Annotated in this window: 31 protein-coding genes; 26 read left to right on the plus strand and 5 right to left on the minus strand. The window is 33.0% G+C overall.

All coding sequences use genetic code 11. The features are described 5' to 3' along the window. The first annotated feature begins 39 nt into the window (after window positions 1-39). Complete coding sequence (gene ctaG / locus KFV12_RS05220; RefSeq protein ID WP_254257465.1) at window positions 40-993, plus strand: cytochrome c oxidase assembly factor CtaG; 954 nt, start codon at window positions 40-42, stop codon at window positions 991-993. 9 nt (window positions 994-1,002) lie between these two features. Further along, window positions 1,003-1,464, plus strand: coding sequence for a DUF420 domain-containing protein (locus KFV12_RS05225; protein WP_111714496.1), 462 nt, complete (start codon window positions 1,003-1,005; stop codon window positions 1,462-1,464). Between the two features lie 45 nt (window positions 1,465-1,509). On the opposite strand, the gene ytvI is transcribed toward KFV12_RS05225, so the two are convergent. Together ytvI and KFV12_RS05235 are read right to left on the minus strand one after the other, a co-directional pair. After that, a complete protein-coding gene (ytvI, locus tag KFV12_RS05230) occupies window positions 1,510-2,559 on the minus strand; it encodes a sporulation integral membrane protein YtvI (RefSeq protein ID WP_254257466.1) in 1,050 nt (349 codons plus the stop codon). Between the two features lie 71 nt (window positions 2,560-2,630). Next, window positions 2,631-2,990 carry a YugN family protein gene (locus KFV12_RS05235; RefSeq protein WP_096076864.1) on the minus strand — a complete coding sequence of 120 codons (360 nt, stop codon included), beginning with the start codon at window positions 2,988-2,990 and terminating at the stop codon, window positions 2,631-2,633. A gap of 128 nt (window positions 2,991-3,118) precedes the next feature. On the opposite strand from KFV12_RS05235, the gene KFV12_RS05240 reads away from it, so the two are divergent. From KFV12_RS05240 to KFV12_RS05250, 3 genes are read left to right on the plus strand one after another with little or no spacing between them, the layout of a single operon-like run. Then, window positions 3,119-4,198 (plus strand): CAP-associated domain-containing protein, encoded by a 1,080-nt coding sequence (locus tag KFV12_RS05240; protein WP_239242900.1) that lies wholly within the window; start codon window positions 3,119-3,121, stop codon window positions 4,196-4,198. A gap of 11 nt (window positions 4,199-4,209) precedes the next feature. Beyond that, window positions 4,210-4,632 (plus strand): YlbF/YmcA family competence regulator, encoded by a 423-nt coding sequence (locus tag KFV12_RS05245; RefSeq protein WP_239242901.1) that lies wholly within the window; start codon window positions 4,210-4,212, stop codon window positions 4,630-4,632. Between the two features lie 9 nt (window positions 4,633-4,641). Continuing rightward, window positions 4,642-5,226 carry a methyltransferase domain-containing protein gene (locus KFV12_RS05250; RefSeq protein ID WP_254257467.1) on the plus strand — a complete coding sequence of 195 codons (585 nt, stop codon included), beginning with the start codon at window positions 4,642-4,644 and terminating at the stop codon, window positions 5,224-5,226. Window positions 5,227-5,257: 31 nt separating this feature from the next. Here the strand turns inward: KFV12_RS05250 and KFV12_RS05255 are convergent, their stop codons facing one another. Beyond that, window positions 5,258-6,178 carry a glycerophosphodiester phosphodiesterase family protein gene (locus tag KFV12_RS05255; protein ID WP_239242902.1) on the minus strand — a complete coding sequence of 307 codons (921 nt, stop codon included), beginning with the start codon at window positions 6,176-6,178 and terminating at the stop codon, window positions 5,258-5,260. Between the two features lie 89 nt (window positions 6,179-6,267). Between KFV12_RS05255 and KFV12_RS05260 the strand changes: the two genes are divergently transcribed. Beyond that, complete coding sequence (locus KFV12_RS05260) at window positions 6,268-6,528, plus strand: DUF2129 domain-containing protein (RefSeq protein ID WP_099580757.1); 261 nt, start codon at window positions 6,268-6,270, stop codon at window positions 6,526-6,528. Here KFV12_RS05260 and KFV12_RS05265 read toward each other — a convergent pair. Beyond that, window positions 6,512-6,901: a DUF7147 family protein gene (locus tag KFV12_RS05265; RefSeq protein WP_254257468.1), complete on the minus strand. Its 390-nt coding sequence runs from the start codon at window positions 6,899-6,901 to the stop codon at window positions 6,512-6,514. The two genes, KFV12_RS05260 and KFV12_RS05265, sit on opposite strands and share 17 nt — an antisense overlap. Before the next feature lie 77 nt (window positions 6,902-6,978). On the opposite strand from KFV12_RS05265, the gene rsmD reads away from it, so the two are divergent. Together rsmD and coaD are read left to right on the plus strand one after the other, a co-directional pair. Next, the gene (gene rsmD / locus KFV12_RS05270; protein WP_239242904.1) at window positions 6,979-7,518 is read left to right on the plus strand and encodes a 16S rRNA (guanine(966)-N(2))-methyltransferase RsmD; all 540 of its coding nucleotides are present in this window, start codon (window positions 6,979-6,981) and stop codon (window positions 7,516-7,518) included. After that, on the plus strand, window positions 7,511-8,014 hold the full coding sequence (coaD, locus tag KFV12_RS05275; protein ID WP_111714501.1) for a pantetheine-phosphate adenylyltransferase: 504 nt from the start codon (window positions 7,511-7,513) through the stop codon (window positions 8,012-8,014). The genes rsmD and coaD overlap by 8 nt, the downstream gene beginning before the upstream one ends. Before the next feature lie 147 nt (window positions 8,015-8,161). Here the strand turns inward: coaD and KFV12_RS05280 are convergent, their stop codons facing one another. Further along, window positions 8,162-9,232 (minus strand): tRNA(Met) cytidine acetate ligase, encoded by a 1,071-nt coding sequence (locus KFV12_RS05280; protein WP_254257469.1) that lies wholly within the window; start codon window positions 9,230-9,232, stop codon window positions 8,162-8,164. A 124-nt stretch (window positions 9,233-9,356) separates the two neighbouring features. On the opposite strand from KFV12_RS05280, the gene KFV12_RS05285 reads away from it, so the two are divergent. From KFV12_RS05285 to KFV12_RS05370, 18 genes are all read left to right on the plus strand, one after another. Next, on the plus strand, window positions 9,357-9,869 hold the full coding sequence (locus KFV12_RS05285) for a YceD family protein (protein WP_099580767.1): 513 nt from the start codon (window positions 9,357-9,359) through the stop codon (window positions 9,867-9,869). A gap of 21 nt (window positions 9,870-9,890) precedes the next feature. Next, window positions 9,891-10,064 (plus strand): 50S ribosomal protein L32, encoded by a 174-nt coding sequence (gene rpmF / locus KFV12_RS05290; protein ID WP_041635879.1) that lies wholly within the window; start codon window positions 9,891-9,893, stop codon window positions 10,062-10,064. A gap of 117 nt (window positions 10,065-10,181) precedes the next feature. Beyond that, on the plus strand, window positions 10,182-11,777 hold the full coding sequence (gene bshC, locus KFV12_RS05295) for a bacillithiol biosynthesis cysteine-adding enzyme BshC (RefSeq protein ID WP_254257470.1): 1,596 nt from the start codon (window positions 10,182-10,184) through the stop codon (window positions 11,775-11,777). A 171-nt stretch (window positions 11,778-11,948) separates the two neighbouring features. Next, the gene (mraZ, locus tag KFV12_RS05300) at window positions 11,949-12,380 is read left to right on the plus strand and encodes a division/cell wall cluster transcriptional repressor MraZ (RefSeq protein ID WP_099580773.1); all 432 of its coding nucleotides are present in this window, start codon (window positions 11,949-11,951) and stop codon (window positions 12,378-12,380) included. Between the two features lie 9 nt (window positions 12,381-12,389). Further along, the gene (gene rsmH / locus KFV12_RS05305; RefSeq protein WP_111714504.1) at window positions 12,390-13,322 is read left to right on the plus strand and encodes a 16S rRNA (cytosine(1402)-N(4))-methyltransferase RsmH; all 933 of its coding nucleotides are present in this window, start codon (window positions 12,390-12,392) and stop codon (window positions 13,320-13,322) included. 11 nt (window positions 13,323-13,333) lie between these two features. After that, window positions 13,334-13,708, plus strand: coding sequence for a cell division protein FtsL (gene ftsL / locus KFV12_RS05310; RefSeq protein ID WP_239242907.1), 375 nt, complete (start codon window positions 13,334-13,336; stop codon window positions 13,706-13,708). Continuing rightward, window positions 13,695-16,034, plus strand: a complete 2,340-nt coding sequence (locus KFV12_RS05315; RefSeq protein WP_254257471.1) for a penicillin-binding protein — start codon at window positions 13,695-13,697, stop codon at window positions 16,032-16,034. The genes ftsL and KFV12_RS05315 overlap by 14 nt, the downstream gene beginning before the upstream one ends. 35 nt (window positions 16,035-16,069) lie before the next feature. Beyond that, a complete protein-coding gene (gene mraY, locus KFV12_RS05320; RefSeq protein WP_111714506.1) occupies window positions 16,070-17,038 on the plus strand; it encodes a phospho-N-acetylmuramoyl-pentapeptide-transferase in 969 nt (322 codons plus the stop codon). Beyond that, window positions 17,039-18,379: a UDP-N-acetylmuramoyl-L-alanine--D-glutamate ligase gene (gene murD / locus KFV12_RS05325; protein ID WP_254257472.1), complete on the plus strand. Its 1,341-nt coding sequence runs from the start codon at window positions 17,039-17,041 to the stop codon at window positions 18,377-18,379. Window positions 18,380-18,382: 3 nt separating this feature from the next. Further along, window positions 18,383-19,279 carry a cell division protein FtsQ/DivIB gene (locus KFV12_RS05330; RefSeq protein ID WP_111714508.1) on the plus strand — a complete coding sequence of 299 codons (897 nt, stop codon included), beginning with the start codon at window positions 18,383-18,385 and terminating at the stop codon, window positions 19,277-19,279. Between the two features lie 138 nt (window positions 19,280-19,417). After that, window positions 19,418-20,806, plus strand: coding sequence for a cell division protein FtsA (ftsA, locus tag KFV12_RS05335; protein WP_254257473.1), 1,389 nt, complete (start codon window positions 19,418-19,420; stop codon window positions 20,804-20,806). A gap of 33 nt (window positions 20,807-20,839) precedes the next feature. Continuing rightward, entirely contained in the window at window positions 20,840-21,967 is a 1,128-nt protein-coding gene (ftsZ, locus tag KFV12_RS05340) for a cell division protein FtsZ (RefSeq protein WP_111714510.1), read from the plus strand. 103 nt (window positions 21,968-22,070) lie between these two features. Then, window positions 22,071-22,859, plus strand: a complete 789-nt coding sequence (pgeF, locus tag KFV12_RS05345; protein ID WP_111714511.1) for a peptidoglycan editing factor PgeF — start codon at window positions 22,071-22,073, stop codon at window positions 22,857-22,859. A gap of 1 nt (window position 22,860) precedes the next feature. Continuing rightward, complete coding sequence (locus KFV12_RS05350; RefSeq protein ID WP_254257474.1) at window positions 22,861-23,523, plus strand: YggS family pyridoxal phosphate-dependent enzyme; 663 nt, start codon at window positions 22,861-22,863, stop codon at window positions 23,521-23,523. Window positions 23,524-23,533: 10 nt separating this feature from the next. Continuing rightward, window positions 23,534-24,088 carry a cell division protein SepF gene (locus tag KFV12_RS05355; RefSeq protein WP_111714513.1) on the plus strand — a complete coding sequence of 185 codons (555 nt, stop codon included), beginning with the start codon at window positions 23,534-23,536 and terminating at the stop codon, window positions 24,086-24,088. Then, window positions 24,088-24,381 (plus strand): YggT family protein, encoded by a 294-nt coding sequence (locus KFV12_RS05360; protein ID WP_099580796.1) that lies wholly within the window; start codon window positions 24,088-24,090, stop codon window positions 24,379-24,381. The genes KFV12_RS05355 and KFV12_RS05360 overlap by 1 nt, the downstream gene beginning before the upstream one ends. 56 nt (window positions 24,382-24,437) lie before the next feature. Continuing rightward, complete coding sequence (locus tag KFV12_RS05365) at window positions 24,438-25,208, plus strand: YlmH family RNA-binding protein (RefSeq protein ID WP_254257475.1); 771 nt, start codon at window positions 24,438-24,440, stop codon at window positions 25,206-25,208. 15 nt (window positions 25,209-25,223) lie between these two features. Continuing rightward, complete coding sequence (locus KFV12_RS05370; protein ID WP_111714515.1) at window positions 25,224-25,718, plus strand: DivIVA domain-containing protein; 495 nt, start codon at window positions 25,224-25,226, stop codon at window positions 25,716-25,718. Window positions 25,719-25,915 lie beyond the last annotated feature (197 nt).

Raw genomic sequence — 25,915 nt, forward strand, 5'->3', positions numbered from 1 at the left:
ACGTTATAATGGTAACAGTATATTTTATGGAGTGATAATATGGGTAGTATTCGATCTATCTCAATTTTTGGATTTTTAGCAAACTGGAGTCTATTTTTCTTAGTTGCAATCATATTTGCAACCATTGTCTTTTTTTTAATTACTGTGAAGTGGTATAAAGATATCCCGGGCGGACGTCCTCTCAAGAAATCAGAAGGGATTTTATTCATTTTCTTAATGATTCTGCTTTATATCATGAAAGGTGCACCAATTGATTTACTGAGTCATATTATTTTTAGCTTTCATATGTTACAGATGGCAGTCTTGTATTTACTTATGATGCCGTTATTCTATTTTGCAATTCCGAATTACTTAATAGAATATGTAATCAATCTTCCGTATGTTAAGCCCGTATTTCAATTTATGACACGACCAATTATTGCCCTGGTTACTTTCAATGCATTCTTTTCATTGTACCATTTACCGATTGTACTAGATTTTTTAAAACAAAATGCAACACCACATTCACTATATACGATTTTATTATCGATTACCGCTTTTACAATGTGGTATCCGATTTTTAATCAAAAAGGTGAAACGAAGAAACAGTTATCTGGTCTAATGAAATTAGGATATATTTTTGCAATCGGTGTATTACTTACACCATCATGTGGATTGATTATATTTGCACAGCATCCAATGTATAAGACTTATACAGATCCGAAAGCCTGGATGAGTGCAATGAGTTTATGTGTGCCGACAGGGACATTAAATGATGTTTTACAAAATTCAGGTATTAGCGGTCCACAATATTTTACTAATATGACACCTAAAGATGATCAGCAAACTGGTGGAGTAATCATGAAAGTATTACAAGAAATATTCTTTGGTTTTATGTTCTATTATATTTTCGTCAACTGGTCTCGTTCTGAAAGATTAGATCCTGACGAAATTACACGTCTGAGCTTAGAAGAAAAAAGAAAGCAAGATGCTTATTTCAGAGAATTTGAATAGGGGGACAATATGAGTTTACCAATCTTACCAACAATCAGTACTACATTTATTGTCATCAGTGCTATACTGGTCGCTATCGGCTGGTATTTGGTGGCTAAAGGACGAATTGAAGCACATAAAAAAGTGATGCTCGCAGCAGGTGTTGCAGCGACAATTTTCTTTATCATATATGCTTCAAGAACAATTTTTATTGGCAATACATCATTTGGTGGGCCAGATAATATTAAAATTTATTATACTGTATTTTTAATTTTTCACATTACTTTAGCAACGATAGGTGCTGTAATGGGAATATTAAATATCTATACAGGCTTGAAAGATAAACTTAATATTCATAGAAAATTTGGACCGGTCACATCAATCATCTGGTTTTTTACAGCAATCACCGGTGTAGCGGTATACCTACTACTTTATGTATTCTACCATGGTGGCGAAACGACTTCTGTAATTAAAGCAATATTAGGATTTTAAAAAAGATCATCTCAATTGAGATGATCTTTTTTGATATAGATGAAGTTAAATTTTTATATTCGTTTTTATAGCACCTGATTCAATAATTGTTAATATAATAATTAACAGAATCGGGCCGATAAAGAATCCTACAAATCCCATTAATTTTAAACCGATATACATTGCAATTAATGTAGGTAAAGGACTAAGTCCAACACCGTTACCCATAATTTTTGGTTCTAATACTTTACGTTGTACGAGTAAAAATGTTGAGAGTACGATTAATTTTAACGCTAATCCAACGTCCCCTGTCACATATGCGTAAATTGCCCATGGTATCGTTATGCCGGTAGCTCCAATAATAGGCAATAGATCGACTAGACAAATAATAAATGACAGGACAAGGGCATTTTTAGGTGTAATAAATAGTAATCCGATAAACGTAAAAAACCAAGTAATTCCTGAAAGAATTACAGCAGCACGCATCATCCCAAAGATGGAAGACGTAACGCGATTCCACACAAAACTTGTCTTGTTGTAGGTTGTATCATACATATGGTTTTTAATAAATAGGTGCATCTTAGGTATTTCTAACATAAATAAAAATAAAGCAACAAGAAATACTAAGCCAGAGATAAAGGTCTCTGGAAGACTGGCAACAAGTGAAGTTATGCGTTCTACATTAAAGTAATTTAAAATAGAATCTTGCATTGAAAATAAGAAATTCTGGATCTCGTCAAATAAAGATGAAGCGATACTTTCTGGAATCATCTTAGAAATTTTTATTTCTACCTTGTCCCATACTGCCATCAAATTGTTCATCTTATTCGGTAAATCTTTAGAGAATTGAATGATGTGTTCAATTAATTTTGTTAAGAAGAAATAAGTAAATAATAGTATTGAAACGAGTATCGTAGAGTAAATGATTGTAACACTCCACTTTCTGCTTCCAACTTTCTTCTCGAGTATTTTAACAAAAGGTTCTATCATCAATGCAATTACTAAAGCTGATATAAGAGGAATAGATATTGGGATAATAAAATATAAAAAAAGTATCGCAATAGCGATTAAAGAAATAATGAGTAATGTGCGTTTATTCAGCCATTTTTTTACCATGACATCACCTCTTCTTTGGTAATAAAAATAGCGTGAGACAAATGAATTTGTTCACGCTTAGTTAACTAGAATTATGCTTGAATCGCTTTAATATCATTATAGATGCTAGTAATCGTACGTTTACAATGTTCAACTAATGCATCACTAAAATATTCATCTTCTCCGTATTCGACACCAGTTGGATAATAGTGTTTACCTAAATATGGATCCATCATTTGCAAAGTAGCATTTCTAGCGCCGACATCACCATCAATAGCGTAACCAGGAATACGTAAATAATAAATACCTTCTGATAATTCATATTTTAAATCATAAGTAGCACGTTCAAAATCCCAATGTCCCCCTAATACTAAACCGTGTTTATTCATTACATGCTGGATTAAAGATTGTTCAGCTACGATTGTTTCAATCCCTGAATTTGTGAATACCATTCTAAGTTCCTCCCTAAATCATTCTATCTTCAATTTTAAGATAAAATCGTTATTGATGCAATCGAATATTCATTTCATTTCAAATAATGTTAGAATAGTGTTAAGAAATAGAAAAAGAAGGTGTGTTTTTGAAAAGTATTTTAATTAAACTTCTGCTAATTTTTTTAATGGGTGTATTTTTATTTTATTTATTTTATTCACCTTCATTAAAATTTGATGTATTAGAAAATCCCGCAAAAGAGAAGATTTCAAATGAAGATATCAAACCTTCATCTAAAAATACAGTGAAAAGACCAAAACTTAGTAAAGGTCTTGGAGTTTACATCGGTAAAAATATAGATCAGTTTACAGAACAATATGGTTATCCAAAACGAATATATGATTCAAATTTTAATTATAAGAATTTTGTTTATGAGTTTAAAGATCAATATTACATACTTGGTGTCATTAATAAAAAAATTGTAATGGCCTATGCAACGGGTAAAAATGCAAAAAGTTATCCGTTTAAAATTGGACAAAGTGCAGATAATATCTTTAATGGAAATGCGATTGTAAGTGAACCCATAATCAAAACAAAACAGTCAGAATATCAGTTTCAGTTAACTGAGGTAGATATTAAAACACAGACTTTAATACAATATGATGATATTTTTGTACAAGTTTATATTGATAGAATTTCAAATAAAGTAATGGCGATGCGTTATATTGAGCCGGATACACTCGTTCAGATGCAACCCTATGCGATGAGTAGTAAAGGTAAGACGATAGAGAAGACTGCAAATAACGAAATTCATACTAAAGATGAAGTTGCAATTAACAGTAATAAAGTACTGACAATGTTTGAAATCACGAATTATATGCGTAAAATAAATGGAAGACAGCCACTGGAAACAAACGAATTAATCAATCATGTAGCACAATTTCAGGTTGCTTCTTTAAATAGGGAAAAGCAAAAGAAAGTAAAGCAGGTTGAAGATGAAATCGGCAGTGAACTAAATAAACTGGATATTAATTATTTGCATTTATCTCAAAATATCGCGTTTAATTTTGATGATGTACCAAGTTTAATCAATAGCTGGTTAAACTCTGATGAGCATAGAGAAAATATGCTTTACAGAAATATCAATGAAATGGGTGGAGGAATTTCTGGTTCATATTATTCATTAATTTTTATTAACAATGAAAACAGAGATACACAAGTAGATTAGGAAGTGGAATTATGATTTATGATATAGATTTTATAGAAGTAATGGATCTTGCAGACGAATTAAATCAAATGATCCTTCAAAGTGAGTCTTATCAAGCATATAAAAAAGCATTTTTAGACTTAAGTATTAATGAAGAAGTACAGCAGCTAAAAAAAGAACTCATCCGTATAAAAGAAAGCTATGATGAAGTAAACCGATTTGGCCGTTATCATCCTGATTATCAGCGTGTGATGCTTGAAACAAGAAGGAAGAAAAAAGAATATGATATGCACCCTGAAGTGGCACAGGTGAAACTTCTTGAAACACAATTACAAACTTTACTGGATGAAGTTCTTATCATAATTGCTACATCAGTTTCAGCAGAAGTAAAGGTAGAAAAAGGTAATCCATTTTTTGAATCCCATACATGCAGCAGCGGATGCGGATGTAGTTAGGAGGTTTATATGGAGATAAATGAGAAGAAACTCATTTCTAAATGGGAAAAGAAAATTAAATTTTTGAACCGCCCTGATGAAAATTTATTTAAAGCTAAAAATAGTGATTTAATTTTTGTTCCGATATTTGAAAAATTTCTTGGTAACTATGTAACTTTAAAATATCATCAAAAAGTATTATGTATTGGATGTCATACCGGTAAATGGGTGAATAGTATTGACCATCAGACAAATATTAAAGGTTATATTCTGGATCAGTCTATTCGAAATTTGCAAACTTCAATGCATATATATCCTCATTTTAATTATGAAATAGCTTCCAGTAACGCATTGCCTTATAAAGATAAGAAGTTTGATTATATATTAATTAATCAACCTTTTGATACTTTTCTTGAAAAAGAAGAACTTATAAAAGAATTTCAAAGAATAATAAAGAAAAAAGGGAAAATTATTTTATACTATAAAATTAATCTCTTTTTTAACAGAAGACAACAGCTTGAATCAATGTTTGAAGCTGTGGGTTTACAAATTGAAAATATTACGCATTACCGAGGTATAGAAATATATGAAATAAAAAATAAAGGAATGGCTTAATCGAGCCATTCCTTTATCTAATTAATTAAACTTATTTTTTGTACTTCTCATTGATTAAATGCATTGCAATATCAGGGCGATCTGTAACGATAGTGTGTACACCTTTTTTTAGTAAAGCATCCATTTCATCGATACTGTTGATGACCCAATATCCTACTGCGATATTTAAATTTTGAAGAAACTGAATGAATTTTTCATTATTTAATGGAATACCACGATAATGTGTCGGTATTTGGAACGTATCCACATTAGGTTGATACATATGTTTCATCCCTGAATTAAAAGCATAATATGCACGAGCAACTTCATTTTGACCTGCACCAACTGCAACACGATCATGTGCATACGCATTAAAACGTAACGTTTGTTCATCTTCAAAGCTTGTTACGCAAACACGGTCAAAGGCCTGTTTAGAATGAATTAAGCGGTACAATAGCACAGGTGCTAGTTTACCAGGCGTTGATTGTTTGCTATCTTTAATATCAATGTTGATGAGCAAATCAGGAAAAGCATCTAATAACTCGTTTAAAGTAACTATTTTAGCATCTTCATGTCCACGATATGGATATTCTCCATTGATATCTTTAAAATGATAGCCAAAGTCAAGCTGCTTCAATTCTTCTAATGTATGATCACATACTTTACCAGAACCATTTGAAACGCGATCAACAAGGGCATCATGAAGTACTACGATTTCATTATCTTTCGTTAATCTAATATCAATCTCAAAACCGTCAATGCCTAATTTATGTGATTGGTTAAATGCGGCCATCGTATGTTCAGGAGCAAGTTTTAATCCTCCGCGATGTGCAAATATGTACGGTGAACGTTTGCTGAAGAAAGGTTTAATATTGCGTGCACTTTGCTTACTCGTCATTTTAGTAGCTGCAACAGCTGCTGAATATGTAAGACCTGTTATAGCGATTGTTTTTAATAAAGTATTTTTTTTCAAAATATGTACCTCCAACTGAAATTTGTTATTTTAATTTTAACAGAACAAATGATACTATAAAAGAAAGCAGAATGAGAGGAAAGAAACATATGACATTAGTTCAAAGAGAACAACTTATTATTTATTTGAAAAGTCATAAACATGAACGTCAAATTCGAAAATATGGTCATATTGTGCATAGCAATCGTAAGGAAAAATGGGTCGCAATGTATATCAATGAAGATAAGTTAGATCATACACTTTCACAATTGGAAAAATTAAAGTTTGTGACAAATGTTCTTATCTCACCATATAAACAATTAAGGACAGACTACAGTTCAAGTGATAATAAACTTAATGCATCGGTTTAATAACACGTTGAAGTCGTAACACACCAATTAAGTACTGATAATAAAGTGCATCTTCATAAAAGAAATGCTTTGCTTTTACATCAAATTCTTTTACTGGAATCTGATATTTTTCAGTCCATGACTTTACGAGTTCAAAGCGTTTGTTACTATCGGGATATGGATAATTTATCCCTTCAAAAATACTATACATCGCCTGGAAGTTACCATCTTCTGTTGGATTCATAATCAGTACAACGGACGTTTTAGGCTGTTCTTCCAAAGTCGTATGTAAAAATAAGACACAATCAGTACGACCATGATTATATTTCATTAATTGCTCGAGTTCGAAAAGATCACTATATCCTTCGCCGAGCGAAATAAAAGCTTGTTTCATTATGGTTCTCCTTTATATATTGATATTATTATTATACATGAAAAGAACCGTGATATTAAATTTAAAAGGAGTAATATATGCGTGTTATTGGTGGTAAATATAAACGATTTCAGTTAACTGCGCCAAAAGGAGTAACTTCAAGACCAACAACAGATAAAATTAAAGAAACGATGTTTAATATTCTCGGTCCGATGGATGGCATAGGACTTGATTTATTTGCTGGAAGTGGTGGATTAGGTGTAGAAGCGATAAGCAGAGGACTTTCTAAAGTGATTTTTGTAGATGGTAGTTTTGATGCAATACAGATGATTAAGAAAAATACTTCTTTTCTTGACGAAGAAGTCGAAATTTATAAGAATGATTACAAGCGAGCATTAAAGGCTCTAAATAAAAGAGATATTCAATTTAATATGATCTTTTTAGATCCCCCGTATCAAAAGAATATCGTAAATGAAGCATTACTATTGATTAAGGCATTTGATTTACTTGCAGAGGATGGACAAATCCTTATAGAATGTGAGAAGAATGAAGCTATAGATACGCTTGACTTTGAAGTGATAAAAAATGAAACATATGGCATTACAAAATTAATCATATTAAGAGGTAATTATGAGTAAAACAATCGCAGTAGTACCAGGAAGTTTTGACCCTATCACAAAAGGACATTTAGATATCATACAACGAAGTAGTGAATTGTTTGATGAAATACATGTCTCTGTATTAAATAATGCTAAAAAGACCGGTTTTTTCACGATAGAAGAACGTCTTGCGCTCATCGAAGAAGCGGTTAAAGATATTCCGAATGTAAAAGTTGATTATTTTTCAGGTTTACTTGTGCATTTTTGTGAAAGCGTAGGTGCTAAACAAATCGTACGTGGATTACGTGCAGTATCTGACTTTGAATATGAGATGCAGCTGACAAGTATGAATAAGAAATTAAACGATGATATAGAAACACTATATATGATGACTAACAACCAATATTCATTTATTTCTTCGAGTATGGTTAAAGAAGTTGCGAAATATGATGGAGATGTCTCGAGTATTGTACCTAAAAATGTTGAGCTTGCACTAAAAGAAAAGTATAAGCAATTAGCAGAAGAAGAAAAGTAAATCATATTGAAAAACCACATCCGGATATGATGTGGTTTTTTGATGGAGTAGTTGAATTTTATATACTTTTCAATAGGTTGAAAGCAAGGGGCAGAGTAAGCGATAGAAATTAGATAATACAACCGCTTTCCTAATGCGTCCCTATCGTTATCTCTTGTAAATAACTGGCGTATTATAGTCTGTCATCGAGCTACCACTTATAAGGTTATATATTTCAGTAGCTTTTATTTCCAAAGCAAAGTAATCACGCGACGCTCTGTTTACATTTGTCACGATTACAACATCTTCAATTGATTTAATTAACTTTCGTCCTGTGTCATTCATCCCTAATACACGTATAGCTGTAATTTCTTTTAATCGAGGAACATCTTTTTCTTTTATATTTAACAATATATAGACAAGTAAACGTTGAATTCTACTTTTTGTATATCGTTTTGATACCATCTTTTCAATTAATTCGTCGAATGTTTCAATTTCACTAATGACTTTCTTTAATCGATTTTCTAATCCTTCATACATCGTATATATTTCTTGAAGTTCAAGTACATTCATGGATAGCATACGATATTTTAATAGTGTAAAATAATCTTCCCAAGAGACTGCATTGACGATTAATTCACTGTGAGGCATTGTCGCTTTAATGTCATTATCATTAAAGTAATTTTTCCGTATTGCAGTTGCACTAGAAATTGTACCTGTCAAAACTTCATCTGCATAATTATTATTGATGCGTGAGATGGGAATTAATGTGAGGGTAGGGTATATTTCTCTCGTAGCTTTTAAATAAGCATGTGCTAATATATCATTTGATTTTAAACCAGCACTCATTAATTTTGGATATGCAGCTCCAGTACGTATATCTTCACGTGTGGGTGACTTTATCTCAATATCAATTTTGTTAAAGTCTCCGCTTTCACTGCCGAAAGACAAACCTTCGAGACCGAGTTTTTTAGCGATCATGATACCACCGCGAGCAAAGTCATCTGCATAACTTACTGCATAGAATTGAGGGAGTTCAACAACTAAGTCCACATGATCAAGTGCCATTTTTGTACGTATAAATTTATTTAGAAATGCTGGTTCACCACGTTGAACGAATTGTCCACTCATGATTGCTACTATTTTTGCTTTAGGGTATAATTTTTTTACTTGTTCTATCTGATATTTATGCCCATTATGAAAAGGATTATATTCACAAATAATTCCGATTGACTTCATTGTATTTCCCCTCCCATCAGTTTATAATGATGATTGTAACAGAAATATCTGTTAAGAAAAAATCTTGACAAACTGTTATTAAAAGAGGTAAAATAAATTTTGTGTTTGTAAGAGGTGAAACCATATGAAATGGTCATTAGCTGAATTAAGAAAACACCGTGATAGTGGTTATCCATTTGAATCAGAAATCAACTTAAATCATTTAATATCTAGCTTACAGTTAGTTGATATATCACCTATTAAGGTGGAAGGTAAATTAACACCTAAGTCAAACGAAGTAGTAGCTGATTTACATGTAACTGGACAATTCGTTATGACTTGTGCAAGAACATTAGAAGATGTTGAAGTTCCATTCGACATCCAATCAGTAGAATATTTTGATGATAACGATTATGTTGAATATGATGAGAATAGACATGCCATTTTGAATGGTGTTATAGACTTAACACCCGTTATTCAAGAGTTAGTTGTAATCAATAAACCTGTACGTGTGGTAAAAGAGGATGTTGATTTAGAGCTAACAAAAGGTAAAGGTTGGGAAGTAATTGATGAAAGTCAATTAGAAGATGAAAAGCCTAAGGTTGATCCAAGGCTTGCAAAACTTCAAGCTTTAAAAGACAGTATGTCTGAAAACTAGATCGATAGGAGGCAAAATACAATGGCAGTTCCTTTTAGAAGAACATCTAAAACAGCGAAAAGAAAACGTCGTACACACTTCAAATTATCAGTACCTGGTATGGTTGAATGTCCATCATGTGGCGAAATGAAATTATCTCACCGTGTATGTCCATCATGTGGTTCATACAATGGTAAAGAAGTAGTTTCTAAATAATTTTTTTATAAGTGTATCGCTTTTGCGATACACTTATTTTTTTGAGTAAGCCGTAAAATTGTATTTGCGCTTGAATATCATTATACTAAATAATGATAAAATGCGAGGTGTAGACAAGTGGAGATAATTAAGCAGTTAGCAGATAACAAAGGGACTTTTATAGAGCGCTACACACATCAGGATGATGTGTTATCACAATATAGATATGATGTAACAAAAGATGAAAGTTATAAATTGCGTATGAACAATAAATCAAATGGTCTTGAATCTGAGCTTTCAAAAGTAATTGAGAAATATATGTCGAAGTTTGAACTAAGTGAAAAACAACGTGAAAATATCAATCTTTTAGCCGAAGGTAATAAAGTTGTCATCGGTGGGCAACAAGCAGGACTGTTTGTCAGTCCAATGTATACAATACATAAAATTATTTCTATAATTATTCTTGCAAAAGAGCAATCAACGAAACTAGGTACTGAGATAATACCTGTATTCTGGATTGCAGGTGAAGATCATGATTTTGATGAAGTGAATCATATTAATGTATTTACAGCGGAAAATAACGTGCATAAAATTAAATATTATCCAACTGAAGAAGTAACAGATAGTGTATCTGTACTTAACTTTGAACAGGAAGCATTAAAATTTACGATTGACCGCTTTATTACGAGTTTAACAGAAACTCATTCAACAAAATCGATTTATAAACTTTTAAATAATCTGCCAGAAAACTGGACGGATCATTTCCAATACATTATTCATACGTTATTTAAAGACTATGGTTTACTGTTAATTGATAGCCAGAACAAAGAAGTTCGTGCGCTGGAAACAGACATACTTGTGTGGATGTTTGATCACCATGAAGCAATCAATCAAGCTTTTAGAAATGGACAAGAGAAGATGGAATCCCTTATCGGAGAACGTCAAATTTTAACTGAAACAAATGTTCATTTATTTATGTCATTTGAAGGCAAACGTCAGTTACTAAAGTTCCAGGATGGTAAATATAAACTTTCTAAATCAGATGCCACTTTTACTAAAGCTGAAATTAGAGCTAAAATACAAGTAGCACCACATTTATTCAGTAATAATGTTGTTACTCGTCCATTGATGGAAGAAATGCTATTTAATACATTAGCATTTGTCGGTGGCCCTTCGGAAATTAAATACTGGGGAGAGTTAAAGCAGGTTTTTGATTTCGCAAAAGTTGAAATGCCTCCAGTGGTCCCACGTATGCGTATCACTTATACAAATGATAAGTTATTAAAGGATATGCGACGTTTTAATATAACGATTGATTCGCTTTACCATAATGGTATTGAGAAGTTTCAGAAAGATTTTTTAGGTTCAAAAGAAAATAGACTTTTGCTCAGTCAAATGCAGGAAACGATTGCAAATCTTGAAGTGGATTATGAAGCGATGCAATTATTAGATGTTCCAATGGAGACAAAGCAATTGTTACAGGATAATTTGAATTATCATAAACGTCAGTTTGAATATTTTAAGAAACGCTATCATCAAGATATTAAACGTCATCATGATATTGATTTTAAAGCGTTGAACGCTATCGGCAACATGATGAACCCTAGTGGAGGATTACAGGAGAGAATGATGCATCCTCTTCAGTTTATCAATACGTATGGTTTTAACATATTGGATGAAGTTATTGATAACATCGATAACTACACGTTCGATCATACGATTTTGAAACCATAGATGATATTCCTTCTTATTACAACTTTATATTTGGGATTTCCCCCCACCACCGTTTTTTAGCGTGGTGGGGGGATTTTTTGCGTATTCATATAAAAAATAAAAAAGTTTTGTATAATTAGTGGAGGAAAGTGGTGGGATGTGGTAAATTTATATTAAGGCTAGGTGATGACTATGTTCATGGGTGAATATCAACATCAATTGGATACCAAAGGTCGCATGATTGTACCTGCTAAGTTCCGAGATGAATTAACAGAACATTTTGTTATTACTCGTGGCCTTGATAAGTGTTTGTTTGGCTATCCTTTAGATGAATGGAAAAGAATTGAAGAAAAATTAAAAACTTTACCAATAACTAAACGAGATGCCAGAAAATTTATGCGTTTATTCTTCTCTGGTGCAGTAGAAGTAGAATTAGATAAACAAGGACGTATTAATATTCCAAAGAATTTAATGGAATATGCTGGTTTATCTAAGGAATGTACAGTGATAGGCGTTTCAACTCGAATTGAGATTTGGGACAGAAATAGCTGGGATAATTTCTACGAAGATACTGAAGAGCACTATGAAGAAATTGCTGAAGAGTTAATTGATTTTGATTTATAGGAGGTAAACATGTTCCATCATATTACTGTGTTATTAGAAGAAACGGTCGATCAACTTAATATTAAACCGGATGGTATATATGTTGATTGTACATTAGGTGGAGCGGGTCATAGTCTTTATTTAGTCAAGCAATTAACGAATGGTAGATTGATTTCAATTGATCAGGACCAGACAGCGATTGACAATGCACACATCATTTTGAAAGATCATTTAGATAAAGTAACTTTCGTTAAAGATAACTTCAGGAATTTAAGAGCTATCTTAAATGAACTTAATATTGATAAAGTAGATGGCATTCTTTATGACTTAGGGGTTTCTAGTCCGCAACTTGATGTTGGAGAAAGAGGATTTAGTTATCACCAGGAGGCGAAGCTCGATATGCGAATGGATCAATCACAAACGCTTTCAGCATATGAAGTAGTCAATGAATGGCCTTATGAAAAGTTAGTTTCAATATTCTTTCGTTATGGTGAAGAAAAATTTTCTAAACAAATCGCTCGAAAAATTGAAAATATGAGAGAAACAACGCCAATTGAAACGACATCTGATTTAGTTGAAATTATTAAAGACGCAATTCCAGCACCAGCCAGAAGAACAGGCGGACATCCTGCTAAAAGAGTTTTTCAGGCCATAAGAATTGCGGTAAATGACGAACTAGGTGCTTTTGAAGAGTCGATCGAACAAGCGATTGATTCTGTTAATGTGGGTGGAAGAATTTCAGTTATTACCTTTCATTCATTAGAAGATAGACTATGTAAACAAGTTTTTCAGGAGTATGAAAAAGGTCCTGATATTCCTAGAGGTTTACCGGTTATCCCGGATGAGTACAAGCCGAAATTAAAACGTATTAATAAGAAACCGATTGTATCGACAGAACAAGAACTAGAAGAGAATAATAGAGCACGCAGCGCAAAACTTAGAGTCGTAGAAATATTAAAATAAGAGGTGACAACATGGCAGTAGAATACATCAATCCAAATTATTATGAACAGACACAAGCACAACCCAAAGTTGAAACAAAAACAGTTACAAAATCCCATGTTGTTTCGTTATCTAAATTAGAGAAATTAGTATATTTATCATTGGTGACATTGATTGCTTTAGTTAGTATTTATATGCTATCTTTAAAATATGACGCGTATCATACAAATAGTAAGATTGCTGCAATTGAACAAAAAATTGTTCATCAAAAATCTGTAAATGGTGAGTTAAATTCAGAAGCGATGAAACAATCTTCTTATGAACGTGTCTATAGTAAAGCGAAGTCGTTCGGACTGAGCTTGAATAATGATAACGTAAAGGTAGTGCAAAAAGATGTCACGAACTAAGTTAAAAATAAGAAAAAATAAAATAGGAGCGGTCCTTTTAGTAATGTTATTCGGACTGCTCTTTTTTTCATTGATTTTGAAATATTCTTTTGTCATGGTTACTGGCCACTCCAGCGGACAAGATTTATCAATGCGAGCAAGTGAAAAATATGTACGCAGTATCGTTAATCAACCTGTAAGAGGGAAAATACTTGATCGTAATGGTGAGGTCCTTGCTGAAGACATAGAATCATATAAACTTGTTGCTATACTCGACAAACGAATCAGTCAGAAAGGTAAGCCATCTCGTCATGTCGTAGATAAAAAGAAAACTGCAAAAGCATTAAGCAAAATAATTGATATGCCTTATAAATCAATCTTGAAAACACTTAGCACAAAAAAAGCGTTTCAAGTCGAGTTTGGAAAAGCAGGTAAAGATTTAACATTTAATCAGAAGAAAGCAATTGAACAATTAAAGTTACCAGGACTAACATTTTTCTCTGAAAAAAAACGATTTTATCCTAATGGCAATTTTGCATCTCATTTAATAGGTTATGCTGAAAAGAATTCAGAGACTAATCAAATCCAGGGTATGATGGGGACCGAGAAGATATTTGATACTTACCTTTCAGGTAAAGCAGGTAAAACGAGTTATAAACAAGATATTTGGCAATATGTTCTACCTAAATCAGGTAATGTAATACCTGCTGTAAATGGTGATAATGTTAAGTTGACAATCGATAAAAATATCCAAATATTTGTTGAAGATTCACTTGATCTGATGGTGAAACGATACCAACCTAAAGATTTATTTGCAGTTGTAACAGATGCTAATACCGGTGAAATTCTTGGCTATAGTCAGCGACCAACTTTTAATCCGCAAACACGAGAAAATTTTGGTGATAAATGGGCGAATGATCTTTATCAAAATACATATGAACCTGGCTCAACATTTAAAACTTATGGTTTAGCAGCTGCAATTGAAGAAGGTAAGTATAAACCAAATGAAAAGTTTAAGTCAGGTGAAAGAGAAGTTGCTGGAAGTGTTATTTCTGACTGGAATGATGTTGGGTGGGGCATGATTTCGATGAATAAAGGTTTCCAGTTATCTTCTAACGTATTAATGATGAAACTTCAGGATGACGTTGGAACGGATAAGATGAAATCCTACTACGAAAAGTTTGGATTCGGCAAATCCACAAACTCACTGTTTGATTCAGAAGTTACCGGACATATTTCCTGGGGTGATGAATTAAGTAAGAAAGTTTCAGCATTTGGACAATCGACAACTGTCAGTCCTGCCCAGATGATACAGGCGGAAACTGCAATTGTTAATGATGGAAATATGCTCAGTCCGTATTTTGTAAAAGATATTATTAGTCCTGATAAAAGCGTTGTCTATAAAGGTAAGAAAAAAGTGATTGGCCGACCAATTTCAAAAACGACAGCGCATAAAACGATGAAAGCTTTATATGATGTAGTTTACGGTTCTGAAATGCATGCCTATAATTACCGTATTGACGATTATAAAATTGCCGGTAAAACGGGTACGGCACAAGTCCCGGATACGAAAAATAGTGGCTATGTAAAAGGTTATCAGCCTTATATGGTAAGTTTTATGGGGTATGCGCCTGCAAAAAAACCTAGAGTAATTATTTATTATGGTATGTCTCTAGCTCAAAAAAATGCTGGTGAAGCTTATAATTTAGGTGTATCTAAAGGTTATAAGCCATTGATGGAAAATACTTTGAAATATTTAGATGTTGGTGCTACAAAAGATAAAGGTAAAAAGTTATCTTCAAAAGTGGAAGATGTAATTGGATCAAATGTCGATAAAGCAAGTGGAGTAATTGAAGGAAGCGGCTTTGTACCCGTTGTGATTGGTGATGGTAATAAAGTTACTGGACAAACGCCGCATCAGACAGAATTGTTAAAAGGTGACAAAGTATTCTTACTTACTGACGGAAAAATAACAATGCCCGATATGACGTCATGGTCAAAACGTGATTTATTGATATTTGAACAATTAACAGAAATCAAGGTTCAGTTTGATGGCAATGGTTATGTCGTAAGACAGTCAATTACACCAGATACTGCTGTTAAAAAAGGAGATAAAGTAATGGTTTCGATGGACTCACTTGATCCTTTAAAACAATCACCTGCCTATGATAATATTATTGATGCAAATAAAAAAGATGAAGAAAAAGCATTAAAAAAACAGCTTGAAACAGAGACGAAAAAGAATAAAAAAACTAGTCAAAGCTCAAATGATAATACAACAGAAGAAAATACGACAGAAGAAATAACAACCGAAACAATTTCTACAGAATCTAATACTACGGAATAGAAAGGAATCAGTTATCAAACTGATATGTGAAAAATATGAATGCATTAATTTTTGGAGTAGCAAGTTTTATATTAACTGCAATTTTAGTCCCTTTGTTCATCCCATTACTCAAACGAATGAAATTCGGACAGTCCATTAGAGAAGAAGGTCCGAAAAGTCATCAACAAAAGAGTGGTACACCAACGATGGGTGGATTAACATTTTTAATCAGTACAATTCTTTTAAGTATTATTGCTACATTTTTTGTTGATGACAAAGGGCCGATTATATTATTGATTTTAGTAACTTTAGGGTTTGGGCTAATTGGATTTATAGATGATTACATCATTGTGGTAAAGAAAAATAATCAAGGTTTAACATCAAAACAAAAATTCTTATTCCAGATATTAATTGCAGTTTTATTTTACGTTGTAAGTAATGGACTCGGTTTACTTTCTTTATCAAATGAAATTAATTTACCATTTACAGATATCGGAATTCCTTTATCAATATTCTATGTTGTGTTTATTATATTTTGGCAAGTTGGTTTTTCAAATGCTGTAAACTTAACAGATGGTTTAGATGGTCTGGCAACAGGATTGTCTATCATTGCATTTAGTTGTTATTTCTATTTAGCACATCACACGATGAGCCAGGGCATGATGTATTACTTAGCGATTCTTATCGGTAGTTTATGTGGATTCTTAATTTATAATAAATATAAAGCGAGATTATTTATGGGAGATACGGGTTCACTTGCTTTAGGAGGCGTAATTGCTACTGTTTCTATCATGTTAAATCAAGAATTAACTTTAATTTTTATCGGGTTGATGTTTGTACTGGAAACCTTATCAGTAATGTTACAAGTTGCCTCATTCAAATTAACTGGTAAACGTATTTTTAGAATGAGTCCATTACATCACCATTATGAATTAGGTGGATGGTCTGAATGGAAAATAGTAATTGTATTCTGGACAGTCGGTATTATTTCTGGATTAATTGGGATTTATTTAGGAGTGAATTAAGTGAAGCATATTACAAGTTATCAGGGAAAAAATATTTTGGTACTTGGTCTCGGGAAAAGTGGTTATGAAACTGCGAAGTTATTACATTTACTTGGAGCGAAAGTAACTGTGAATGATGGCAAGGATATTAGCTTAACGAATGAAGCGAAAGAATTAGAAGCGCTTGAAATTAAAGTAGTAAGTGGACATCATCCAATTGAGTTATTAGACGGTATTGATCTTATCGTAAAGAATCCAGGTATACCTTATCGTATTCCTTTTATTCAAGAAGCACTTGACCGTAATATTCAAATTATTACTGAGGTGGAACTTGCATATGAGATTAATGAAGGCAAAATCATCGGTATAACAGGAACAAATGGAAAGACGACTGTAACGTCATTGATTGGTGATATGTTCAAGCATAGTAATCAAACAGGACTTTTATGTGGAAATATCGGCTTTGTTGCATCTTTAGTTGCACAAAATGCTAAGTCTGAAGATACATTAGTAACAGAACTATCATCATTTCAATTGATGGGCATCAGACATTTTAAACTACATATTGCTTTAATTACTAATATTTATTCAGCGCATCTGGATTATCATGGCTCGCAAAATGAATATGTCAGTGCAAAATTAAATATCGTAAAAAATCAGACTGCAGAAGATTATTTAATTTTTAACTATAAGCAAAAAGAGCTACTTAATAATTTTAAAATTGATAGTCAGATTATTTATTTCAGTACAGAAGAAAAAGTCAACGGAAGTTATATTGTCGATGGGAAAATTTATTTTCAGGATGAATTTATAATTGGGGTAGATGAAGTGGTGTTACCTGGTAAACATAATCTTGAAAATATTTTATCAAGTATTGCGGCTGCTAAAATAAGTGACATTCCAAATGAAAGTATTATTGCTACGCTGAAGTCTTTTGAAGGCATTAAACATCGATTACAATTTGTGATGACACATGAAAATGTTAAATATTTTAATGATTCAAAAGCAACAAACACTTTAGCAACTACTTTTGCACTGGATGCATTTCACGCTCCGATTCACTGGCTATGTGGTGGTTTAGATAGAGGGAATGGTTTTGAAGATTTAGATGAACATGTCAGTAATGTAAAACATATGTATATTTTTGGTCAGACGACTGAAAAATTAAAGGCATTTGCAGAATTACATCATATACCATATTCAGTTTGCGATGATGTAAAAGATGCAGTAGTGCAAACCAAAGGTAAAACTGTGGCAGGCGATACGGTACTGTTAAGCCCAGCTTGTGCCAGCTGGGACCAATATCCGACCTATGAAGTTAGAGGAGAAGACTTCATTCAACAAGTGAAGTTGCTGCAATAGGCTATGGAAGATCAGATTATAGAAACACCTCACTATGTAGAGGAAAAGAAGAAACGTCGCAAACGAAGACAACGTATACAGCTTACAATATTTTTATCAATCGTAGCAGTAGTTACATTAATTTTACTGTACATGTTTACAAATATTAGTTACGTGAACAAAGTGTCTGTCAATAATACGGTACTAAATAGCAATGAAACTATTTTAAAGAAAGCTCAAATTTCAAATCGTGACCGAATATACAGTTTAGATACAGGCGAAATATCAAGTAATATTGAATATTTAGATGGTGTAAAATCAGCGACTGTAAAAAGACATTTTCCGAATAATGTATCAATCTTTGTTGATGAATACAATGTAATCGGAGTGATACCAGACGGAAGCGAATTTCACCCTGTCTTAGAAAATGGTCAGATAATACATCAAATGAATTTTAATAGACCGAGTGACGCACCATTAATCAATAATTTTGGAAAAAAAGAATTAAACCAACTCGTTAAAGTATTAAATCATACAAAACCGGCGATTGTTAATCAAATTTCAGAAATTAACTTTGTTCCAAATGAACAGTCTTCAGCTCGTATTCAAATGTTTATGAAAGATGGTATTGAAGTTATTGGAGATTTAAGGACTATGTCTGATAAACTTGATTACTATCCAAGTATGGCTAAAAACATTGAACGCGATGAATCTGGTAAAATGATAAAACCAGGCATAATTGATTTAGAAGTCGGCGCTGTATTTATTCCATATGAATCAAAGAAAGCTGAAACACGACGACTAGAAATGGAATCAGAAATGAAAGCAAGTGAAGCAAAAGAGAAAGCAAAAGTTGAAAAAGCAGTACAAGATTTACAAAAGCAGTTAAATGACGTAAAACAAAGTAACACATCAAATTAATATGAAAAATATATTGTATTAAACTTTATAAAAAAATTATTTTATTCTGTAAAAAAGCGTTTATAGTTTTCTGAATAAAGTCTATAATGTAATATTGATAGTGTATGTTAAACAAACATAAATAGGAGGTGCCTATCGATGGAAGAACATTACTATGTTTCTATAGATATTGGATCATCGAGCGTTAAGGTAGTTGTAGGCGAAAAGTATCATAATGGCATTAATGTGATAGGTACAGGTCAAACTTTTACTGATGGTATAAAAAAAGGTATGATTGATGATTTTGATGTCGCAAGTCATGCGATTAAAGATACGATTAAAAAAGCACAAATTGCATCAGGCATCGAGTTTGAAGATGTATTTTTAAAAATGCCAATTATTCATTCTGAAATTCATGATATTGAACATGAAATTACATTTAATGGTGAATCAACTGAAATTACTGGAGAGCATATTGAAGAAGTATTAGATGGCATTCGTGCAAAAAACACTTCTAATGAAATTGAAATTATCGGTGTATTCCCGAAAATGTTTAAAGTTGATGACTTACATGAAGTAAGTGATCCGAAAGAAATGATTGCAACGCAAAGTTTATCGGTTGATGCTGGTGTAATCACAACAAATCGTTCAGTTTTAATTAATACATTGAAATGTGTTGAAAGTTGTGGTGTACATGTATTAGATGTTTATTCTGATGCATATAATTATAAACATATCTTGACGCCAACTGAAGTCGAACTTGGTGCAGTAGTCATTGATATTGGTGACCAGTTAACTCAGGTGGCATATTATGAACGTGGCAACTTGTTTGACGCTGATAATATTCCAATGGCAGGAAGTCAGATTACAAATGATATTGCACAAGCGTTAAATACAACTTTTGATCAGGCTGAGAAAGTAAAAGAACAGTATGGACATGCTTTTTATGATTTAGCTTCTGAACAAGATATATTCACTGTAAATCAAGTAGACACTAATGAACCGATGAGCTTTAACCAAAAAGATTTAAGCGATATCGTTGAAGCACGTGTCGAAGAAATATTTCTTGAAGTTTTTGATTTACTACAGGAAATGGGCTTGAATAAAATTAATGGTGGCTTTGTATTAACGGGTGGTACTGCTAACATGTTAGGCATTAAAGAATTATTGTCTGATATGGTGAGTGAAAAAGTGAGAATTCATGTCCCACAACAAATGGGAATTAGAAAGCCAGAATTTTCTTCAAGTATTTCTACAATCAATAGTGGTATTAGCTTTGATGAACTATTAGATTATGTTACAATTAATAATCATGAAACTACTTCTGAAGAGGAGTATGTTGAAGAGTACGTGGAAGAGAAACCAAAATCAAAAGGATTTGACGGATTCTTTAAACGTAAAGCGAACAAAGATGTTGAAACAGAAACTTATACATCTAAAACGATCAGCGCACGCGTTGAACGTGAAGATGGTACTTTTGAACAACCAAAAGATGAAAATGAAAAACCAAGTGTAATGAAAAAAATTATGAAATCATTATTTGAATAATAATTGGCCACAATTATATAGGAGGAAAATTGAATGTTAGAATTTGAACAGGGCTTTAATCACTTAGCAACATTAAAAGTAATCGGTGTAGGGGGCGGCGGTAATAACGCTGTAAACCGAATGATCGATCACGGTATGAACAATGTAGAATTTATTGCAATCAATACTGATGGCCAAGCTTTAAACTTATCTAAAGCAACTTCTAAAATCCAAATCGGTGAAAAATTAACACGTGGTTTAGGGGCTGGAGCAAATCCTGAGATCGGTAAGAAAGCAGCTGAAGAATCACGTGAACAAATTGAAGATGCAATCCAGGGCGCAGATATGGTATTTGTAACTGCCGGTATGGGTGGCGGAACTGGTACAGGTGCTGCACCAGTTGTAGCTAAAATTGCTAAAGAGATGGGTGCTTTAACAGTTGGTGTCGTTACGCGTCCATTCTCTTTTGAAGGCCGTAAACGTCAAACACAAGCTGCTGCGGGTGTTGAAGCAATGAAAGCTGCAGTAGATACATTAATCGTTATTCCAAATGATCGCTTATTAGACATCGTTGACAAATCAACGCCAATGATGGAAGCATTCAAAGAAGCAGATAATGTATTACGTCAAGGTGTACAAGGTATTTCTGATTTAATCGCAGTATCTGGTGAAGTAAACTTAGACTTCGCAGACGTTAAGACAATTATGAGTAACCAAGGTTCTGCTTTAATGGGTATCGGTGTATCTAGTGGTGAGAACCGCGCGATCGAAGCAGCGAAAAAAGCGATTTCTTCTCCATTACTTGAAACATCTATCGTAGGTGCTCAAGGGGTATTAATGAATATTACTGGTGGCGAATCATTAACGTTATTCGAAGCACAAGAAGCAGCTGATATCGTTCAGGACGCAGCTGACGAAGATGTTAATATGATCTTTGGTACAGTGATTAATCCAGAATTACAAGATGAAATCGTTGTAACAGTTATTGCAACTGGTTTCAATGACAAACCGACACGTAGTGTAGCTCCAACTGGTTTTGGAACGCCTCAACCACAACGTGAGACACGCTCAGAATCAGTTTCTCAACCACAACAAGCACAACCTGAAAGAGAATCAAATAGAGATGATTTAGATGTTCCAGGTTTCTTAAAAGACCGTGGTACACGTCGTCGTAGAAGATAATTCACATAAATAATTGATTGACAATACATCCGAACAAACATAAGTCGCTCTTTGATTTCTGTTTGTTCGGTTTTTATATAATATGCCATTTTGGAGGCACTTAATGGAACCATTTCAAAGAATGAAGCATACATATAACGTATCAAATGATTACAATAAAGTGATTGGTATTACGAGTCGACATGGTGGGATTAGTGAGTATCCTGAGGGTAGTTTAAACATGGCGTTATATATCGATGATGCGCCGTTTAATGTCCATCATAATCAGGCATTAGTAGCGAATGAAATTGGATTTAAGACGAGTGACTGGGTCTTTCCGATTCAAAAGCATGGCAATAATATTCAGGAAGTATTTTTAGAAGACAAAGGGACAAATGTTTTAGAGCTTACACCTAAATGGTTAGACGTAGATGGTTTATATACGAATGAAAAAGGTATACTACTAACAATGTGTTTTGCAGATTGTGTACCAGTTTACCTGTATAGTGTTAAAGATGACTTTATAGCATTGGGACATGCAGGTTGGCGAGGTACAGTCGGTTTAATCGTTGACCGACTTATAAAAGCTTATACTGGTAATATAGATGACCTAAAATGTATCATTGGTCCGTCAGTCACTGCACCCTGTTATGAAGTGAATGATGATATTAAACGACAATTTACTGAACTAAATTTAGAACTAGAAGATTGTTTCCAAATCAATGAGAATAATATGTTTGATATTAACCTACAGGAAATTAATGCACGTATTGCGATGAATGCAGGAATTAAACAAGAAAACATAACAATCACAACACGATGTACATCAACTGAGAATGAAGCATTTTTCTCATATCGTTTAGAAAAAGGTAAAACAGGTAGAATGTTAGCATATATTGGAACGAGGGATTAATATGGAAGTTAAGGATAATCTAGAAGTTATCTTAAAAGATATTGAAGAGAGTAAGGCAAATTCACCTTATCATCAAACGCCGACAATTATTGCAGTAACAAAGTATGTTTCAACAGAACGTGCGAAAGAAGCTGTATCTGCTGGAATTAAAGATTTAGGTGAAAATCGAATCGAAGGATTTATTGAAAAAAAAGATAATATCGACAACGTGACGATGCATTTCATAGGGTCTTTACAGACGAGAAAAGTTAAAGAAGTCATCAATCAGGTAGATTATCTACATTCATTAGATAGAATGAGCTTGGCTAAAGAAATTCAAAAACGCGCAGATAAAAAAGTGAAATGTTTTATTCAGGTGAATGTAAGTGGAGAAGATAGCAAGCATGGTATTAAACCGGAAGAATTACAATCATTTACCCAAAGTTTAGCTGAATATGATAACATTGAAGTAGTAGGTTTAATGACAATGGCACCACTTGAGGCCAATGAAACAGAAATTAGAGCTTACTTTAAACATTTAAAGCAATTACAACTTAAAATTCAAGAATTGGCATTACCACATGCACCATGTACTGAAACTTCAATGGGAATGAGTAATGATTACAAAATCGCGATAGAAGAAGGTGCGACGTTTATTCGTATAGGAACGAAACTCGTCGGTTAGGAGGGAATTTATGGCTATTAAAGATGTATTTAAAGGATTCTTCGTTTATGAAGATGAAGAAGAAGTCGTATATGAAGACAACACACCGAAAAAAGCTGTAGAATCAGTTGAAAGAGAAAAAATTCAGGCAAGTAATGACAAAGCAGATAAAAAGATTGTCAAGCAAGAAACGGTGTATCGCACGAAACCTGAACCTGTAAAATCTAAAGTGAAAGTGAATGAGCGCAAAGTGAGTCAAAACAATGTTGTGAATATGCATGAGCAACCGTCATCAAGTATCTCTAAAGTGTGTTTATTTGAACCACGCGTTTTTAGTGATACACAAGATATTGCAGATGAACTTAAAAATCGTCGTGCGACACTTGTTAACTTGCAACGTATCGATAAAATTTCTGCAAAACGTATCATCGATTTTTTAAGTGGAACTGTCTATGCGATTGGTGGAGACATTCAACGTATTGGTGCAGACATCTTTTTATGCACACCTGATAATGTTGAAGTAGCTGGATCAATCACTGAAATGTTAGAAGCACCAGAAGATTATAATGAACACGAGGAGTTTTAATGAGTACTTTAGAAATAGTAATTTTGATTATGAACTTTATTCTTAAAGCAATTGATATTTATACAATCGGGATGATAATATATTTCTTTATGTCTTGGGTTCCAGGATTAAGAGAATCTGTAATTGGTGAATGGATGGGTAAAATTTATGAACCATTTTTAGAACCATTCAGACGTATGATACCACCGATTGGTATGTTTGATATTTCAAGCATTGCAGCGCTTATTTTCCTAAAGTTTTTACAAGTTGGTTTAGCTGCAATTTTTAACGCTATCATACCGTATTTCGCATAATCTTAAAAATCTCATTGCTATGAGATTTTTTTCATGTCAAAGTAAAAGAGGATATTATGAATTTATATCAGCATTTTCGAAATGAAGAAATAGAGATTGTAAAGTATTTAGAAAGTTTAGTAGAACGGGCAGAATCTCAGTATTCACCTGTTCTAACGCATTTTTTAGATCCACGTCAGCAGTTTATTTTAACGACGCTTGTTAATCGAACGGAACTGAATGTATCTTTTAATGGCGGGCGTGGTGAGCGTGAGCGTATGCGCGCATTAATTTATCCTGGTTATCATGAAGTGAGTCCTGAGGATTTTGAATTATCAATCATCGAAATTAAATATGCTGATAAATTTGTAACATTAACACATCGTAATGTGTTAGGTGCACTTATGTCTATCGGCTTCAAACGTGATTTATTAGGTGATATACTCGTTGGGGACAAGATTCAGTTTGTAATTGCTTCACATTTAAAAGACTTTGTATTTCAGAATTTAACGAAATTAAAAGGTTCTCGTATTAAGTTATTTGAAATTGACAGAGAAGCAATGGTAGATACTTCCGAACCATTCACTTCAAATCAGTCAACAGTTTCTAGTTTACGTCTTGATAATATTGTGGCTTTAATGATTAATAAATCACGTAGTATCGCACAAAAACATATTGAAGCTGAGCACGTAAAAGTGAATCATGTTGTTATTGACAAGACAAGTTTCAATGTTGAAACGAATGATTTGATTTCAATAAAAGGATATGGTCGTGGTAGAATAGAAACAATCGGAGATCGTACGAAGAAGGATAAGATTCGCATAACTTATGGTACGATGTTTAAATAAATATGAGGTGACATTATGAAATTTAGTCCGGAAGAAATTCAAAATAAATCATTTAATATAGTGCATAAAGGGTTAAATGAAAATGAAGTAAGAGATTATTTGAAATCTTTAAGTGATGAACTTGAAAGAATGCGTCGAGAAAAAAAGATGTTAGAGCAATTAATTGCTGATAAAGATGAGAATATCACGCGATTTAAAAACGTTGAAAATACCATCTCAGAAGCTTTAATCGTTGCTCAAAAAGCAGGTGACGAAATTAAAGCAAGTGCTGGTATGCAGGCTGATGTAATTATCCAGGATGCAAAGAATCACGCAGAACTCATAAAGAAAGATGCGATGCAGCAAGCGAGAGAAATTGCTTTTCAGACTGAAGATATGAAACGTCAATCAAAAATTTTTAGAGCGCGTTTTAAAATGTTGGTGGAGGCGCAATTAGATCTTCTGAAGAGTGAAGACTGGGATCATTTATTAAATTATGATTTAGAAATGAAACCATTAGAAGAAGAATAATTTAAGAAATTTTATTTATTATTTATTTTCACTTATCAAATGAATAAAAACGTGATAGTATAAAGAATAATCAAAATAATCATATAGAACCGTATCTATTGATGACATGCACAGCGAATTAGGGTGAGTGGGAGCCTAATCATTGATAAATAGATAAGATCAGTCTATATTCAATTAAATATATTAAAGAGAACTCT

The organism is Macrococcus epidermidis (assembly GCF_024205965.1).
Classification (GTDB): domain Bacteria; phylum Bacillota; class Bacilli; order Staphylococcales; family Staphylococcaceae; genus Macrococcoides; species Macrococcoides epidermidis.